Origin of the sequence: Streptomyces sp. NBC_00667 (assembly GCF_036226825.1) — a bacterium.
GTDB lineage: Bacteria > Actinomycetota > Actinomycetes > Streptomycetales > Streptomycetaceae > Streptomyces.
The window spans coordinates 3,763,305-3,778,583 of record NZ_CP109022.1 but is presented as its reverse complement, the minus strand read 5'-3'; the positions used below and the strand labels follow the sequence as shown (position 1 = coordinate 3,778,583).

The following is a 15,279-nucleotide window of genomic DNA, read 5'->3' as shown; positions in this document are numbered from 1 at the left end:
GATCCCGGCACACACCAAGACCGGGGCTGACCATGATCCTCACCGTGACCCTCAACGCCGCGCTCGACGTCACCTACCGGGTGCCGCGGCTGCTCCCGCACACCTCGCACCGGGTCACCGGCGCGACCGAACGGCCCGGCGGCAAGGGCGTCAACGTCGCCCGCGTGCTCGCCGCACTCGGCCACCAGGTCACGGCGACCGGCTTCGCGGGCGGGGCGGTGGGCGCGGTCGTACGGGAACTGCTGGCCGCCGACCCCGGCGTGACGGACGCCCTGGTCTCCTGCTCGGGCACCACCCGGCGCACCCTGGCCGTCGTCGACGGAGCCTCGGGCGACACCACCCAGTTCAACGAGCCGGGCCCGCAGATCACTCCCGCGGAATGGGCCCGTTTCCTGACCCGCTACGAGGAACTCCTGGCCGGGGCCCGCGCGGTCGCGCTGTGCGGGAGCCTGCCGCCGGGCGTGCCGGTGGGCGCGTACGCCGTACTGGTGCGCACCGCCCGGGCCGCCGGGGTCCCCGTGCTGCTGGACACCAGCGGCGAGGCACTGCGCAGGGGCGTCGCCGCCCGCCCCGAGATGATCAAGCCGAACGCCGCCGAGCTGGCCGAACTGACCGGCTCCCGCGACCCGCTGCCCGCCACCCGCGACGCCCGCCGCCGCGGCGCCCACGCGGTGGTCACCTCCCTCGGCCCGGCCGGCCTGCTCGCCGCCACCGCCGACGGCACCTGGCAGGCCGCTCCGCCCCGCCCGCTGAGCGGCAACCCCACCGGAGCCGGTGACTCCGCCGTCGCGGGGCTGCTCTCGGCACTGACCGAGGGCCTGGACTGGCCCGCCCGCCTGGCCCGCGCCGTCGCCCTCTCCGCGGCCACCGTGCACGCCCCGGCGGCGGGAGAGTTCGACCCCCGCACCTACGAAGAGGTACGGGGGTCGGTGAAGGTGACGACCGGTCAGGCCGGGTAGCGGCCCGCTACGGCTTCTGCAGCCAGAGCTGGTCGATGATGATCTCGCACTGGTTGCCCGTCTCGCACGACATCTTGACGGTGTTGGGACCCTTCTTCAGGTCCACCAGCGAGTACGTGTACGTCCACTTGTCCCACTCGCCGGGCTTGGCCTTGGCGAAGTTCTTCATGTTTATCGGACGTTCCTGCTTGTCGCCGTTGACCGTGAGCGTGGTGTTGGCGTCCTTGCCGGGGACGTTGTAGCTGATGTAGACGGCGTACTGGCCCGCCTTGGCCACGTCCAGGCTCCAGGTCAGCGCCGCACCCGGCTGGTTGAAGTTGCCGACGTACTGGCCGCCCGCGCTCTTCGCACCGGGCACCGTGCTCGTCAGCGCCGCACCGCCCGTCAGGGTCATGCCCGCGCCCGAGGCGTCCGCCTTGGGCAGCGGGCCCTCCGAGGGCTCCGGGGAGCCGCTCGGCTGCGGGCTCGGGGAGTTGTTCTGCGGCGCGCCCGACTGCTGGCCCTGGCCGTTCGCCTGGTTCTTGTCCTTGTCCTTGCCCTTGTCGCCGAAGGCCAGGGCCGCGCCGATGCCGATGGCGACGGCGACGACCACCGCGACCGCGGCGATGAGCAGGCCGCGACGGCTCGACCCGCCGCCACCGTGCCCGACGTTGCCGGGGAGCGCCTGGGTGTGCGCCTGCTGCTGCGGCACGCCGTAGCCACCGGCCTGGAGCGCCTCGGGGGCCTGGTACTGGGCCTGGTAGCCCTGTTGGCCCTGCGGCTGGCCCTGCTGCGCCGGTCCCGGCTGGTACGGGACGGCACCGCGCTGGCCGCGCCGGTCGCCGACCGTGCGCACCTGGTTGTACGAGGTACGGGGCACACCCGGCTGTGCGCCGGCCTGCCCACCGGCCGCGGGGCCGGGATATCCGTACCCACCGCCGGACCCGGGCGGGGTGGCACCGGCAGCCTGCCCGTCCGCGTAGAGGTAGCCGAACGGATCTTCGTCCTCGGGCTGGTTCGCCCCGCCGTGCGGACCGCTGTTCGCGGGCGTCGTCATCGCAGGTCACTCCTTTCGACCCACGGGAGCCTACCCCGAACACGTGCGCTCCCGGGCGGTCGATCGGCTCAGCCGGCCCGGCGGTGCGCCTTGGAGCGGGACCTTTTCTCGATGTACATCCGCTGGTCGGCGGAGCGCAGCACCTCGTCCGCCGACATGCCGCAGCTGGCCCAGCCGATGCCGAAACTCGCCCCGACGCGGACCGCGCGGCCGTCCACCCGGATGGGCGGGATGATCGCGTTCCGCAGCCGGACGGCCAGGTCGGCGGCGTCGGCCGCGCCCAGCCCGTCGGCGAGGACGACGAACTCGTCACCACCGAGCCGGGCGACCGTGTCCCCGTCGCGCACGCCCGTCGTCAGCCGCCGGGCGACCTCGATCAGTACCGCGTCGCCCGTGTGGTGACCGAACCGGTCGTTGATCGACTTGAAGCCGTCGAGATCGCAGAAGAGCACCGCGAGGCCCTTCGTCCCGTCGTCGATGTCGGTGGCGGGTGCGACGGTGTGTACGTGGTGGTCGTACGGGCCCGCCTCGCCCGGGGCCGCCGCGGGACTCTCGAAGGGGTCGCCGTACCCGTCCGGGCGAAAGCCGTGCTCGCCGGCACCACCCCCCGCCTCCGGGCGCCCCTCGAAGGCCGCGTCCAGCACCTCCACGGCCGTGGCCCGCACGGACTGCGGCCGGCGGCACAGCCGAGCCCCCAGCCGCGAGCGCAGTTCGGCGCTGTTGGGCAGGCCGGTCAGCGCGTCGTGGCTGGCGCGGTGCGCGAGCTGGAGCTCGTGCCGCTTGCGCTCCTCGATGTCCTCGACGTGGGTGAGCAGGAACCGGGGCCCGTCGGCGGCGTCGGCGACCACCGAGTTGCGCAGCGAGACCCACACGTACGTGCCGTCGCGCCGGCCCAGCCGCAGTTCGGCCCGGCCGCCCTCGGCCGAGGTCCGCAGCAGCGTGCCGATGTCCTCGGGGTGCACGAGGTCGGAGAAGGAGTACCGGCGCAGCACGGAGGCCGGCCGACCCAGCAGCCGGCACAGCGCGTCGTTGGTCCGCAGCAGCCGGCCGTGCTGGTCGCCGCCCATCTCGGCGATGGCCATGCCGCTGGGCGCGTACTCGAAGGCCTGGCGGAACGACTCCTCACTGGCGCGCAACGCCTGCTGTTCGCGCTCCAGCCGGACCAGGGCCCGCTGCATGTTCGCCCGCAGCCTCGCGTTGCTGATCGCAATCGCTGCCTGGAAGGCGTACATCTGCAGCGCCTCGCGCCCCCACGCGCCCGGGCGGCGGCCGTTGCGCGGTCTGTCCACCGAAATGACACCCAGAAGTTCCCCGCCGGACGCGTACATGGGTGCATAGAGCCGGTCTTCGGGGTGCCACTCGTCCGCGAAGCGGGGATCGGGGCCCTCGGTGTGCCACTGGGGCACGTCGTCCTCCAGCAGGACCCAGCCCTCGGTGTGCGGGATGAAGCGCAGTCCGTCCCAGTCCTCACCCATCGTCAGGCGGCGTTCCCAGGAGAGGCGGGAGCCGACGCGACCGGTGATCAGGGCCTCCGCGGCGGGGTCACCTGCGAAGGCGGCCACGACGAGATCCCCGTCAGGGCGTACGAGGTTGACACAGGCGAGTTGGTAGCCGAGGCCCGCGACGATGCCGTCCACGACGGTCTGCAGAGTGTCCGCCAGGCTCCGGGCCGTATTGAGGTCGGCCACCACCCGGTGCAGCTGCCGCAGGGTCGCAAGACGGACGTACGGCTCCGACTCGGTCTCCATTGCTCGCTCTCCCCGAGACCTCGACAGCAACTCCAGGTGTGTCATCGGCGGTTCGTTGCGGTGTCCCGTCCACTGAATCACAGTGAGCTGTGCGGCAGGTACACAGGGTCAACAAATCTTGCCGTCTGTGACTCAAGTCACATGAGATGAAGAACGTGCTCCGAAGAGGCGAGAGGGGCCTCGCCGCGACTGGGAGCGCTCCCTCTCCTTTCCGCGGGCAAACGATACGCGCGGACCTAGGTCCCGGGGTCCGTACGCGCCTCGGACCAAGGCCCGATGTGCGCCGTGAGGGAGCGAGACTAGCGTTCCAGGCGTGCCGAAGACGACCCTGGAACCCGCCCACGCAGCCCCCACCCCGCATCCTGAGGGGGTGACCGAGGAAGAATTCCGTGCCGCGATGTCCCGACTGGCGGCCGGCGTAACGCTGATCACCGCCCACGAGCCCGCGCTGACGGCCGACGGCCCGCGGGGGGAGGACGTCGGCATGACGGCGACCGCCTTCATGTCGGTGTCCCTGGACCCGCCGCTGGTCCTGGTGAGCCTGCGCGAGGGCTCCCGGATGGACGACCTGCTGGCGGAGCAGCCGCTGTGGGCCGTCTCGGTGCTCGCGGACAGCCAGCTGCAGGTCGCGGGCCGGTTCGCGATGAAGGGCCGGATCAGCGACCGGCTGCTGTTCGCGGGCGTGCCCTACGAACGGGGCGCCGTCTCGGGGGCCCTGCTGCTGACGCAGGCACTGGCCACGCTGGAGTGCCGTACGGAGTCCCGCGTCCCGGCGGGCGACCACACCCTCGTCGTCGGCCGCGTCCTGTCGGCCGCTCTTCCCAGCCCCGACGCGCCGCCGCTGACGTACTTCCGCGGGCGCTACCGGCACCTGGCGCGGTAGGGGCGGCCGGGCCGGGGGCGGCCGTGCGGGCTACCAGTCGCGGCCCGTACGGCCCCGCTTCGTCTCCGCCCGCGCCTTCTTCTCCCGCAGCCGGCGCTCGTTGATCCCGCGCGGGATCTTCGTCGCCCGCCGCTGCTTCGGCGGCGGCGCCGTCGCCTCCGCCAGCAGCGACGCCAGCCGCACCAGCGCCATCTCCCGGTTGCGCAGCTGCGAGCGGTGCTCGGACGCCCTGACCGTCAGCACCCCGCCCACCAGCCGGGACGCGAGCCGCTCCAGCGCCCGCTCCTTCCACACCTCCGGCAGCGCCTTCGTCGCCCCGAGGTCGAACAGCAGCTCTACCCGCGAGTCGGAGGTGTTCACGTGCTGGCCGCCCGGCCCGGAGGAACGCGAGAACCGCCAGCCGAGCTCCCCCTCGGGCAGCGCGACGGAACCACGGATGACATAGGGACCAGGCATGCCCCTATGATCCCGCCCCGCACCGCACCCCGTCACCCCATTTCCCCCGAGCCCGGACGCACCGCCCCCGGACCCGTGGAACCTACCGACCCCCTCGCCGCGTTATGCAGGGCAGCGGTAACTTGACCACGTCCGGCGGTCATGTGATTGAGGAAGGGACACCAGTCAAAATGGCAGTAAGCCTGTCCAAGGGCGGCAACGTCTCGCTTAGCAAGGAGGCCCCCGGCCTCAGCGCCGTCACGGTCGGCCTCGGCTGGGACGTCCGCACCACCACCGGTGTCGACTTCGACCTCGACGCCTCCGCCATCGCGGTCAACGCGACGGGCAAGGTCGTCTCCGACGGTCACTTCGTCTTCTTCAACAACAAGTCCACCCCGGACCAGACCATCGTCCACACCGGTGACAACCGCACCGGCGAGGGCTCCGGCGACGACGAGTCCATCAAGGTCAACCTCGCCGGTCTCCCGGCCGATGTCGACAAGATCGTCTTCCCGGTCTCCATCTACGACGCCGAGTCCCGCAGCCAGAACTTCGGCCAGGTCCGCAACGCGTACATCCGGGTCGTCAACCAGGCCGGCGGCGCCGAGATCGCCCGCTATGACCTCTCCGAGGACGCGGCGACCGAGACCGCCATGGTCTTCGGCGAGCTCTACCGCAACGGCGCGGAGTGGAAGTTCCGCGCCGTCGGCCAGGGCTATGCCTCCGGCCTGACCGGCATCGCCCAGGACTTCGGCGTCAACGTCTGATCTCCCCCGGCACGGCCACGGCCACCGGCCACCGGCCACCGGCCACCGGCCACCGGCCACCGGCCACTGTCGAGGCCCCTTCCCGCGATCGGCACCGGGGAGGGGCCTCGCCGCCGACGGGGGCGGCTACGGCTTGGGGCTGTCCTCGCCGTACAGCCACACGTCCCACACCTTCTTCAAATCGCGGCCCGTCTTGCGTTGCGCGTAGGCGGTGAAGTCGGCCGTACACGCGTTGCCGTGGCGGTGGTCCTCGGCCCAGCCGCGCAGCAGGGCGAAGAACCGCTCGTCACCGGCCTCCTGCCGGATCCGTTGCAGCACCATCGCACCGCGGTAGTACACCGGCGCCTCCGAGATGTCGTCGGGCCCGGGCGGCGCCGCCGGCGGGAACGCGTCCCAGTGGGCGGCGTCCGACCCCTCGAAGGACGTGTCACCGGCGAGGAGGGCGTCGAACCGTTTTTGCGCACCGGGACCGCCGTGGTCCTCCGACCACAGCCACTCCGCGTAGGTCGCGAAGCCCTCGTTGAGCCACATGTCCTTCCAGGACTTCGGCGACACCGAGTCCCCGAACCACTGGTGCGCCAGCTCGTGGACGGTGAGCTCCAGCGAAGGGGCACCCGGATAGACGGGTTTGGTCTGCGTCTCCAACGCGTACGGCAGCGTGCCGCCCGCCACCACGATGGTGCCCACCGTGGCGAACGGGTACGGCCCGAACCGCCCCGCTTCCCACTCCACCAGCTCCGGCAGCCGCCCGAGCGCCGCCGCGCTCCCGGCTTCCTCGCCCGGCGCGACCGCGTTGTAGACGCCGATTCCCGAAGAGGTGCGGGCCGTCGCCACCTTGAACTTCCCGATGGCCGCGGTGGCCAGGTAGCTCGCCATCGGTTCGGCGCTGTGCCAGGCGAAGGCCGTCCGCCCGTCACCGGTGTCCCGGCGGGAGGCCAGCTCGCCGTTGGAAACCGCCTCGTAGCCCTGCGGAACGGTGAGCGTGATGTCGTAAGACGCCTTGTCGCTGGGGTGGTGGTTGCCGGGGAACCAGGTCATCGATCCGACGGGCTCACCGACGGCCACGGCCCCGTCCGCGGTCGTGATCCAGCCCTCCGGGGAACCGTCCGCGTCGGTGAGGGGCCTCGGCGTACCGCTGTAGCGGACCTCCGTACGGAACACCCCGCCCTTGGGAAGGTCCATGCGCGGGCGCACGGTCAGCTCCCGGCCCGTGCGGTTGTACCGGGCCGGCTCCCCCTCGACGGTGACCGCGTCGACGCGCAGCCCGCTGAGGTCGAGGTTGAAGGAGCTCAGCGTCTGCTCGGCGCGGGCGGTGATGACGGCCGTGCCGGTCAGCTGCCGGTCGGCGGGCCGGTAGCCGATGTCCAGGGCGTAGTGGTCGACCTGGTAACCGCCGTTGCCCGCCTTGGGGAAGTACGGGTCCCGCAGCCCCGACGCGCCCGGCCGGCCCTGCACCGTCGAGCCCGTACAGCCCGCGGTGAGGGCGAGGAGGGCGGCGACGGCGGGGACGGCGAGGCGGGTGAGACGGTTGCGCGCGCGGTGATCCACGCGTTCGATCCTATGCGGGAGCAGGAAAGACGGTCCTAGTTCTCGAGGGCGTCGACGCCGGCCTTGGCGAACTTCTCGTCCAGGTCACCGCTCGGGGCGCCGGCCACGCCGATGCCCGCGACCGGGGCGCCCTTCGCCTGCACCGGGGCACCGCCGGCCAGGAAGAGGGTGCCGGGGATGTCCTTGAGGTTCGGGGTCTGGGCGAGCCGGCCGGCGAGCACCGAGGTCGGGGCGTTCCAGGACACGGCGGTGTACGCCTTGCGCTGCGCCGACTCGTAGGACTGCGGGCCGGCGCCGTCGCCGCGGAGGGTGACGACGGTGTTGCCGTTGCGGTCCACCACCGCGACCGTGACCTTCTGGCCCTCCTTCCCGGCGGCCTCCAGCGCGGCCTGGGCCGCGCGGGTGGCGGCGCCGACGGTGAGGTGGGTCGAGGTGGTGAAGGTCTTGTCGTCGCCCTTGGGGCCGTCGGACTGGGCGGCGCTCGCGCTGACGGCGCCGAAGGTCCCGGCGCCGAGCGCGACGGCGAGGGCGGTACCGGTGAGGACGCGGGTACGGGTGTTCATGCTGCTACTCCTGAGGTAGGTGGTCCGCTGCTCCAAGCCTCACCCGGGATCCCGCCCCCGCCCGTCCCCGCACCGGCCGACCCCGGGGTCATCCGATCGGCCGATGCGCACCCACCCACCTGCCGGTTTGGCTCAGGATGTACCCAAGCCCCACCCCCAGGAGCCCCCCGTGACCCCGGACCCGAACCCCACCCCCGCCGAGGACCCCACCGGCCCTGCCCGGGGCACCGGCCAGGCCCGGGGCACCGGCCAGGGTGACGGGACCCGGGCGGGCCACGAGGCCCGGGCGGCCCACGAGGCGGACGGCGCCGACACCGGCACCGACGGCGCCCGCGCCACCGCCACCGCCACCGCCACCGCCACCGGGACGCGGACGCTGGCCGCCGTCACGCACGCCGCGTTCTTCCTGCTCCTCGGGGCCTCCGTGGCCAGGTTCCTGCTGCACCACCCCGGCGAGCCCCGTACGCCGTGGGTCATCGCCCTCGGCGCCACCCTCGCCCTGCTGTACGTGCTCGGGCCCGCCGTCGGCGCCGCGCCCACGCTGCGGCGCCTGCTCTGGCTCGGCGTGGTCGTGGCCACCTGGGTGGTCCTCGTCCTGCTCGCGCCCAGCTTCGCCTGGTGCGCAGTCCCCCTCTTCTACACCGCCCTGCGCACCCTGCCCCCGCGCGCGGCGGTCGTCCTCGTCGCCCTGCTCACCGCCCTGGTCGTCGCCGCCCAGCTCAGGCTGTCCCCGTCCTTCGACCCCAACCTCCTCCTCGCCCCGCCCGCCGTCGCCGCCCTCGCCACGGCCGTCTTCGTCCACATGGAGCGCCAGACCCGGGCCCAGCGCACCCTGATCGACGACCTCATCCGCACCCGCCGGGAACTGGCCGCCACCGAGCGCCGCGAAGGCACCCTCGCCGAACGCCAGCGGCTCTCCATGGAGATCCACGACACCCTGGCGCAGCACCTGTCCAGCCAGCAGATGCTGCTCCAGGCCGCCGACCGCACCTGGGACAGCGACCCCGCCACCGCCCGCGCGCACGTCCGGACCGCCACCGACACCGCCGCGCGCGGCCTCGCCGAGGCCCGCCGACTGGTCCACGACCTCGCACCGCCCGAGCTGGCGGGCGGCGGGCGCCTCGCCGACGCCCTGCGGGCGCTGGACGCCGGCCCCGACATCGAGGTCCGCTTCCACCTGGAGGGCACGCCCGCAGCGCTGCCCGACCGCGCCGAATCCGCCCTGCTGCGGATCGCGCAGGGCGCCCTGGCCAACGTCCGGGAGCACTCGGGGGCCCGCACCGCCGCCCTGACCCTGAGCTTCCTGGGCGACCAGGTCGTCCTGGACGTCGCGGACGACGGCCACGGCTTCACCGAACCGCGCGAACCCCGCGCCGACGTCCCCGACCGGGGCCACGGCCTGCCCGCGATACGCGCCCGCGTGCGGCAGCTCGGCGGCACCCTGACCCTCGAATCCACCCCCGGCGAAGGAACCGTCCTGTCCGCCGCGATCCCCCTGGAGCCGGCCCGATGACCACGATCCTCCTCTGCGACGACCACGTGGTGGTCCGCGCCGGCCTGCTGGCCCTGCTGGGCAGCGAACCCGACATCGAGGTCCTCGGCGAAGCGGGCAGCGGCGAGGAGGCGGTCGCGCTGGCCGCGAAGCTCCGGCCCGAGGTGGTGCTGATGGACCTCCAGCTGGGGGTCGGCATCGACGGGGTGGAGGCCACCCGCCGCATCACCTCCGCCCCGAACCCCCCGCACGTGCTGGTCCTGACGACGTACGACACCGACGCGGACATCACCCGGGCCATCGGGGCGGGCGCGACGGGGTACCTCCTCAAGGCGGAACGGCCCGAGGAACTCTTCACCGCGATCCACTCGGCGGCAGCCGGCCGCACCACCCTCTCCGCGCCGGTGGCCAGCCGTGTGATGGCCCGCATGCGGGGGTCACGCCCGACGCTGACGGACCGTGAACTGGACATCCTCGGCCAGCTGGCCCGCGGCCTCGGCAACCGCGACATCGCCCGGGCCCTGTTCATCAGCGAAGCCACGGTCAAGACCCACCTGGGCCGCATCTACGACAAACTCGGCGTCGACACCCGCGCGGGAGCCGTCTCGGTAGCCAAGGAACAACGCCTCCTCCCGTCGTAACGCCACCCCCGCCAACCCCAGCCCCGCCGACGTTCAAGGCACGCGGCCCCGCCAAATCCAGCCCGCCACGTCCGAGGCACGCGGCCCCGCCAAACCCAGCCCCGCCACGTCCCAGGCACGCGGCCCCGCCAACCCCAGCCCCGCCGACGTTCAAGGCACCCGGCCCCGCCAACCCCAGCCCCGCCGACGTTCAAGGCACCCGGCCCCGCCAAATCCAGCCCCGCCGGCGTTTGAGGCGCGGGGGCCCGGGGCCGGCCCCCGCAACGGCGCCGCACCCTCCCACCCACACACACCGCACGCGGGCCGGCCCCCACCCACGGCGGAACCCACCGGCCAACCCCACCGGCCAACCCCACCGGCCATACCCACCAACCCAACCCACCCGGCGGAGCCACCCCACCCCGTGACACCATCTCTACGTGCTCGACATCGGCTACTCCCTCTCCCGACGCTTCCCCGACCCCCCGCAGACCGACTACCGCTCGGCGGACATCCACACCCTGCGCCACGACCTCTTCTGCGGAGACGTCTACCTCGCCGACACCCACGCCGACCGCGAGCTGTCCACAGCCTGGGGATGGGTTCCCGTCCTCGACTTCGCCTGGGCGCTCTGCGACATCGTCGAGCAGCTCGACCAGGATCCGCGCGGCAGCCGCTCCGCCAACCGCCAGTACGCGGAACTCGACTTCACCGAGTCCTCCGACCGCATGCTGTTCGAGCGCCGCTTCGGCTGGGTCGACATCGAGGCCGACTGGATGCCGCCCGAGGAAGCCCCCCTCACCTTCACCCACCGCCTGCTCCGCCGCGAGGCCCGCGACTTCCTCCACGACCTCATCGCCGACCTCGTCGACATGCACGACGGCCTCGCCGACAACCCCGCCATCTGGACCCTCCAGGCCCGCTTCCCCCGCGTCCCCGCCTGAGGGCCGCAGCAGCCGCCCGCACAGCGGCTCCCCCCTCCCCCTCCATCGGCGCAGCCCCCGCCGACACGGCTACGGCACCACCCGCACCCCCAGCTGCGCGGCCAGCGCCGGGGCCAGGTCGTACAGCTGCGCCGGACTGATCACCGCCCCCGCCAAGGCGTCCACCCCCCGCGCGATCCCCAGTTCCACCGCCTCCCGCAGGTCCACGTCCGACATCCGCGCCCCCTGGAAGTCCGCCCCCCGCAGCGTGCAGTCCCGGAACTCCACCCGCTCCAGCACCGCCCCCGCGAAGTCCGGCTCCACCAGCACGCACCCCTCGAAGACCACGTCTTTGAGCTTCGCCTTGCGCAGGTTCAGGTAGTCGATCTTGCCGCCCCGCACGACCACCCGCTCCAGCACCGCCCCGTGCAGCTGGACGCCGCCGAGCCGCGCCTCCACCAGCTCCACGTCCCGCAGCGAGGCCCCCGACAGGTCCGTCCCCACCCCCCGCACCCCCTCCAGCACCGAATCCAGGATCCGCGCCTTCGCCAGCCCCGCCTCGTCCAGCGCGCACCGTCGCAGCGCACAGTCCATGAACCGGGCCCCGATCCCCTCCTGCCGGCCGAAGTCCACGTCCACGAACTCCACCGCGTCGTAGTCCCCGTCCGGCTCCAGCCCACCCCCCTGCCACGCCGCCAGCTCCGGCAACCGCACCTCCGCGCGCTTCGCCGCCTTCACCGGCCCGCCCCGCCCCCGGTCCTGCCCCTTTCGCACCATGCCCCCATCGTGACGCACCCCACTGACAACGCCCCGCCTAACCCGCAGCCCCCGACTCCGCCGGCCCCGCCAGCCCCGCCAGCGCCTCGTCCGTCAGCCGGTACACCGTCCACTCGTCCTGCGGCCGCGCGCCCAACGCCTCGTAGAACGCGATCGTCGGCTCGTTCCACTTGAGCACCGACCACTCCAGCCGCCCGTACCCCCGCTCGCCACAGATCCGCGCCAGCTCCGCCAGCAGCGCCTTGCCGTGACCACCACCGCGCGCGCCGGGACGCACGTACAGGTCCTCCAGGTAGATCCCGTGCACCCCGCGCCACGTCGAGAAGCTGAGGAACCACAGCGAGAACCCGACGGCCTCCCCCTCCTCCGTCTCCGCGACGTGCGCGAAGGCCGCCGGCAGCTCCCCGAACAGCGCCTCCCGCAACTGCTCTTGGGTGGCCCGCGCCTCCTGCGGCACCTTCTCGTACTCCGCCAGCTCGCGGATCATGGACCAGATGACGGGAACGTCCGCCTCCACAGCGTTGCGAATCATGCCCGCACCCTACGACCGGCCCGCCCGCGCGCATCAGCCAACCAGCCCCCGATCCGGCCTCGGAACGCGACATCCCGTCCCTGGACACCCCTCGGAAACGGGGTGTAGCAACTCCCCATGACGATCAACGGCGGCATTTCCTTCTGGTACGCGACGGATCACACCGCCACCGCCCCGCCCCGCGCCCCCCTCACCTCCGACGCCACGGCAGACGTCGTCATCGTCGGCGGCGGTTACACCGGCCTGTGGACCGCCTACTACCTCAAGTCCTCCGCACCCGACCTCCGCGTCACCGTCCTGGAGCAGAAGTTCTGCGGCTACGGCGCCTCCGGCCGCAACGGCGGCTGGCTCTACAACGGCATCGCCGGACGCGACCGCTACGCCGCACTCCACGGCCACCAGGCCGCGCTCCGCCTCCAGCGGGCCATGAACGAGACCGTCACCGAGGTCATCGACGTCGCCGCCAAGGAGGACATCCGGGCCGACATCCACCACGGCGGCGTCCTCGAAGTCGCCCGCACCCCCGCCCAGCTGTCCCGCCTGCGCGCCTTCCACGAGGGCGAGCTCGCCTTCGGCGAAACGGACCGCGTCCTGCACGACGCCACCGACACCCGCGCCCGCATCGACATCGCGGACGCCGTCGGCTCCAGCTGGACCCCCCACGGCGCCCGCATCCACCCGCTGAAACTCGTCACGGGCCTCGCGGCGGCCTGCGAACGGCTCGGCGTTGTCATCCACGAGTCGACCCCCGTCACCGAGATCGCCCCCGGCCGCGCCCGCACCCCGTACGGCACCGTCCGCGCCCCGTACGTCCTGCGCTGCACCGAGGGCTTCACCGCCGCCCTCAAGGGCCACAAGCGCTCCTGGCTCCCCATGAACTCCTCGATGATCGTCACGGCCCCCCTGCCCCCGTCCACCTGGCAGTCCCTGAACTGGTCCGACTCGGCGCTCCTCGGCGACATGGCCCACGCCTACATGTACGCCCAGCGCACCGCCGACGACCGCATCGCGATCGGCGGCCGCGGGGTCCCCTACCGCTACGGCTCCCGCACCGACAACGACGGCACCACCCAGGAACGCACCGTCGCCTCCCTCACGGCCCTGCTCACCTCGTTCTTCCCGCTGCTCACCGGAGTGGAGGTCACCCACGCCTGGTCGGGCGTCCTCGGCGTCCCCCGCGACTGGTGCGCCACCGTCACCCTCGACCGCACCACCGGCCTCGGCTGGGCCGGCGGCTACGTCGGCTCGGGCGTGGCCACCGCCAACCTCGCCGGGCGCACCCTGCGCGACCTGGTCCTGGGCGAGGCCACGGACCTCACCGCCCTCCCCTGGGTCAACCACCGCGTCCGCCGCTGGGAACCGGAACCCTTCCGCTGGCTCGGCGTCCAGGCCCTCTACGCCGCCTACCGCGAGGCCGACCGCCGCGAAACCGCCACCCACACCCCCACCACCACCCCGCTGGCCCGCCTCGCCAACCGCATCTCGGGCCGCCACTGAAACACCGGCAGAAACGCCGTAAGGCCCCGGACCACCGCCCGGGGCCTTCCTCTTCGGATTCAGATCGAGCTGATCATCGGCGACTGTGCCGCCGGGACGGTCCGTCATCACCGGTCCGCGCACCGACCGCGCCTCGTATGTGACGGCTGGCGGGAGGCTGCAAGTCATCCCGCATCAACCGCTGCAGCGAATCCAGCTCCGCAAAGAACGGGCGTATGACCTGCTGATACTCAGGGTCTTCGAAGGTCACATCATCGTCGGCAAGCATGTCGCGCGCTGCCCGAAGCTGGTGATAGACCGGCACGGCGGCCTCGTAGATGTGGTCCGGCGCCGCAATGGCCAGCTCTCGGAGAACGGACTTGGCGTCCGAGTGCTGGGGATCGCTGAGAAACGCGTCGTGGATGGCCTGCGTGCGGGAGGGCCCGCCCTCCACGGTGCGGAGCACTGCCCGGCCCCGGGACCTGGCTCCGGAGCCGTGTCTGAGACCAGAACTGAGACAGAGAGCACCCGTGCGGCCCTCGCCCGGCGCCGCCGCAAGATTCGGTGAAACACGAAAGCCCAGCTCAGACGAGGTCTGAGCTGGGCTTCCACCAGAGCCCCCTGTCGGATTCGAACCGACGACCTACGCATTACAAGTGCGTTGCTCTGGCCGGACTGAGCTAAGGAGGCAGTGCACACCCGCCGGTTACTCGGGCGGGACCGCCATCACTCTACACAGCGCGCGAATCCGTCGGCCATCACATTCGACGGCCCTCCACGGGGTACCCCGTCGACGCCAGCGCCGCCGCCACGGCGACCGGGTCCGCTTCCGGGGCCAGGGTTTCGAGCACCTCGGACGTGAGGGGGCGCAGGGCGTGGACGTGGCGGATCGCGTCCGGATCGAGCTGCCGTGCGTAGTAGTCCTGGCGAAGGCGTGGTACGCCTCCGGCGTGCCGGCCGCCAGGACGTGGAAGAGGTGGCCGGTGCCGTCGTCGGCGTACTCGGCGTACTCCACCGGCCCGGCCCGCCAGGCGGTGTCGTGCGTCTCCCGCCAGAAGACGACCGTGGCCACCCGCACCTCGTCGTCGCAGAACGCCGGCTCGTCGAGCAGCGGCCGGAACACCTCGGGCAGGGTGTCCACCAGCCCGGGCCACAGGGCCATGTCCTCGTTGGTGTAGGGGCTCATGGAGGACTCGTGGTCGAAGCCGCGGCCGAAGACCCCGTCGGGGGTGAAGAGGATCGCGTACTCGTCACCCGCGCCGTTGTTCATCAGCCCGGCCTCGGTCCCCGGGCCCCACCCGGGGTCGTAGTCGAAGTACCTCCCGCTCCGGCCGCCCATCAGGACGTCGAGGGCCGCCAGGGCCCGGCAGCGGTCGCGCAGGACGTGGACGTCCGGGAGGACGGCGATCAGTTCGTGGACGGTGTGGGGGCGCGGTGCGGCGGCCATGCGGGTCATGCGGGTCATGCGGGTCATGCGGGTCATGAAAGCAGGCGGGTCCGACAGATCGCACAAAGTTCGA

Annotated in this window: 16 protein-coding genes and 1 tRNA gene; 7 read left to right on the top strand and 10 right to left on the bottom strand. The window is 72.7% G+C overall.

Features of this window, described 5'->3' with window-relative positions:
• Positions 1-32: 32 nt before the first annotated feature.
• The gene (locus tag OHA81_RS17620) at positions 33-959 is read left to right on the top strand and encodes a 1-phosphofructokinase family hexose kinase (RefSeq protein ID WP_329197085.1); all 927 of its coding nucleotides are present in this window, start codon (positions 33-35) and stop codon (positions 957-959) included.
• 7 nt (positions 960-966) lie between these two features.
• Here the strand turns inward: OHA81_RS17620 and OHA81_RS17615 are convergent, their stop codons facing one another.
• Positions 967-1,995 (bottom strand): CBM35 domain-containing protein, encoded by a 1,029-nt coding sequence (locus tag OHA81_RS17615; protein ID WP_329197083.1) that lies wholly within the window; start codon positions 1,993-1,995, stop codon positions 967-969.
• 68 nt (positions 1,996-2,063) lie between these two features.
• Entirely contained in the window at positions 2,064-3,743 is a 1,680-nt protein-coding gene (gene cdgB / locus OHA81_RS17610) for a diguanylate cyclase CdgB (RefSeq protein ID WP_329197081.1), read from the bottom strand.
• 313 nt (positions 3,744-4,056) lie between these two features.
• On the opposite strand from cdgB, the gene OHA81_RS17605 reads away from it, so the two are divergent.
• Complete coding sequence (locus OHA81_RS17605) at positions 4,057-4,626, top strand: flavin reductase family protein (RefSeq protein WP_443056570.1); 570 nt, start codon at positions 4,057-4,059, stop codon at positions 4,624-4,626.
• 30 nt (positions 4,627-4,656) lie between these two features.
• Here the strand turns inward: OHA81_RS17605 and arfB are convergent, their stop codons facing one another.
• Positions 4,657-5,082, bottom strand: coding sequence for an alternative ribosome rescue aminoacyl-tRNA hydrolase ArfB (arfB, locus tag OHA81_RS17600; RefSeq protein ID WP_190187189.1), 426 nt, complete (start codon positions 5,080-5,082; stop codon positions 4,657-4,659).
• A 170-nt stretch (positions 5,083-5,252) separates the two neighbouring features.
• Between arfB and OHA81_RS17595 the strand changes: the two genes are divergently transcribed.
• On the top strand, positions 5,253-5,828 hold the full coding sequence (locus OHA81_RS17595; protein ID WP_136213763.1) for a TerD family protein: 576 nt from the start codon (positions 5,253-5,255) through the stop codon (positions 5,826-5,828).
• A 126-nt stretch (positions 5,829-5,954) separates the two neighbouring features.
• Here the strand turns inward: OHA81_RS17595 and OHA81_RS17590 are convergent, their stop codons facing one another.
• Entirely contained in the window at positions 5,955-7,376 is a 1,422-nt protein-coding gene (locus OHA81_RS17590; protein ID WP_329197077.1) for a M1 family metallopeptidase, read from the bottom strand.
• A 35-nt stretch (positions 7,377-7,411) separates the two neighbouring features.
• Positions 7,412-7,939 carry a GlcG/HbpS family heme-binding protein gene (locus OHA81_RS17585; protein ID WP_329197075.1) on the bottom strand — a complete coding sequence of 176 codons (528 nt, stop codon included), beginning with the start codon at positions 7,937-7,939 and terminating at the stop codon, positions 7,412-7,414.
• A gap of 169 nt (positions 7,940-8,108) precedes the next feature.
• Between OHA81_RS17585 and OHA81_RS17580 the strand changes: the two genes are divergently transcribed.
• The 3 genes from OHA81_RS17580 to OHA81_RS17570 all read left to right on the top strand — a co-directional run bounded on the left by OHA81_RS17580 (position 8,109) and on the right by OHA81_RS17570 (position 10,995).
• Positions 8,109-9,452 carry a sensor histidine kinase gene (locus tag OHA81_RS17580; RefSeq protein ID WP_443056569.1) on the top strand — a complete coding sequence of 448 codons (1,344 nt, stop codon included), beginning with the start codon at positions 8,109-8,111 and terminating at the stop codon, positions 9,450-9,452.
• The gene (locus OHA81_RS17575; protein WP_329197073.1) at positions 9,449-10,072 is read left to right on the top strand and encodes a response regulator transcription factor; all 624 of its coding nucleotides are present in this window, start codon (positions 9,449-9,451) and stop codon (positions 10,070-10,072) included. Before OHA81_RS17580 ends, OHA81_RS17575 begins: the two co-directional genes overlap by 4 nt.
• Before the next feature lie 419 nt (positions 10,073-10,491).
• Entirely contained in the window at positions 10,492-10,995 is a 504-nt protein-coding gene (locus tag OHA81_RS17570; RefSeq protein ID WP_329197071.1) for a hypothetical protein, read from the top strand.
• Between the two features lie 69 nt (positions 10,996-11,064).
• Here the strand turns inward: OHA81_RS17570 and OHA81_RS17565 are convergent, their stop codons facing one another.
• Both OHA81_RS17565 and OHA81_RS17560 read right to left on the bottom strand, forming a co-directional pair.
• Positions 11,065-11,751 carry a pentapeptide repeat-containing protein gene (locus OHA81_RS17565; RefSeq protein WP_329197069.1) on the bottom strand — a complete coding sequence of 229 codons (687 nt, stop codon included), beginning with the start codon at positions 11,749-11,751 and terminating at the stop codon, positions 11,065-11,067.
• Between the two features lie 37 nt (positions 11,752-11,788).
• Complete coding sequence (locus tag OHA81_RS17560; protein ID WP_329197067.1) at positions 11,789-12,283, bottom strand: GNAT family N-acetyltransferase; 495 nt, start codon at positions 12,281-12,283, stop codon at positions 11,789-11,791.
• Positions 12,284-12,400: 117 nt separating this feature from the next.
• Between OHA81_RS17560 and OHA81_RS17555 the strand changes: the two genes are divergently transcribed.
• Complete coding sequence (locus OHA81_RS17555; RefSeq protein ID WP_329197066.1) at positions 12,401-13,780, top strand: NAD(P)/FAD-dependent oxidoreductase; 1,380 nt, start codon at positions 12,401-12,403, stop codon at positions 13,778-13,780.
• Between the two features lie 73 nt (positions 13,781-13,853).
• Here the strand turns inward: OHA81_RS17555 and OHA81_RS17550 are convergent, their stop codons facing one another.
• From OHA81_RS17550 to OHA81_RS17540, 3 genes are all read right to left on the bottom strand, one after another.
• Complete coding sequence (locus tag OHA81_RS17550) at positions 13,854-14,225, bottom strand: hypothetical protein (RefSeq protein ID WP_329197064.1); 372 nt, start codon at positions 14,223-14,225, stop codon at positions 13,854-13,856.
• A 149-nt stretch (positions 14,226-14,374) separates the two neighbouring features.
• Positions 14,375-14,449, bottom strand: a tRNA-Thr gene (locus OHA81_RS17545).
• 16 nt (positions 14,450-14,465) lie between these two features.
• On the bottom strand, positions 14,466-15,233 hold the full coding sequence (locus OHA81_RS17540) for a hypothetical protein (protein ID WP_329197063.1): 768 nt from the start codon (positions 15,231-15,233) through the stop codon (positions 14,466-14,468).
• Between the last annotated feature and the right edge of the window lie 46 nt (positions 15,234-15,279).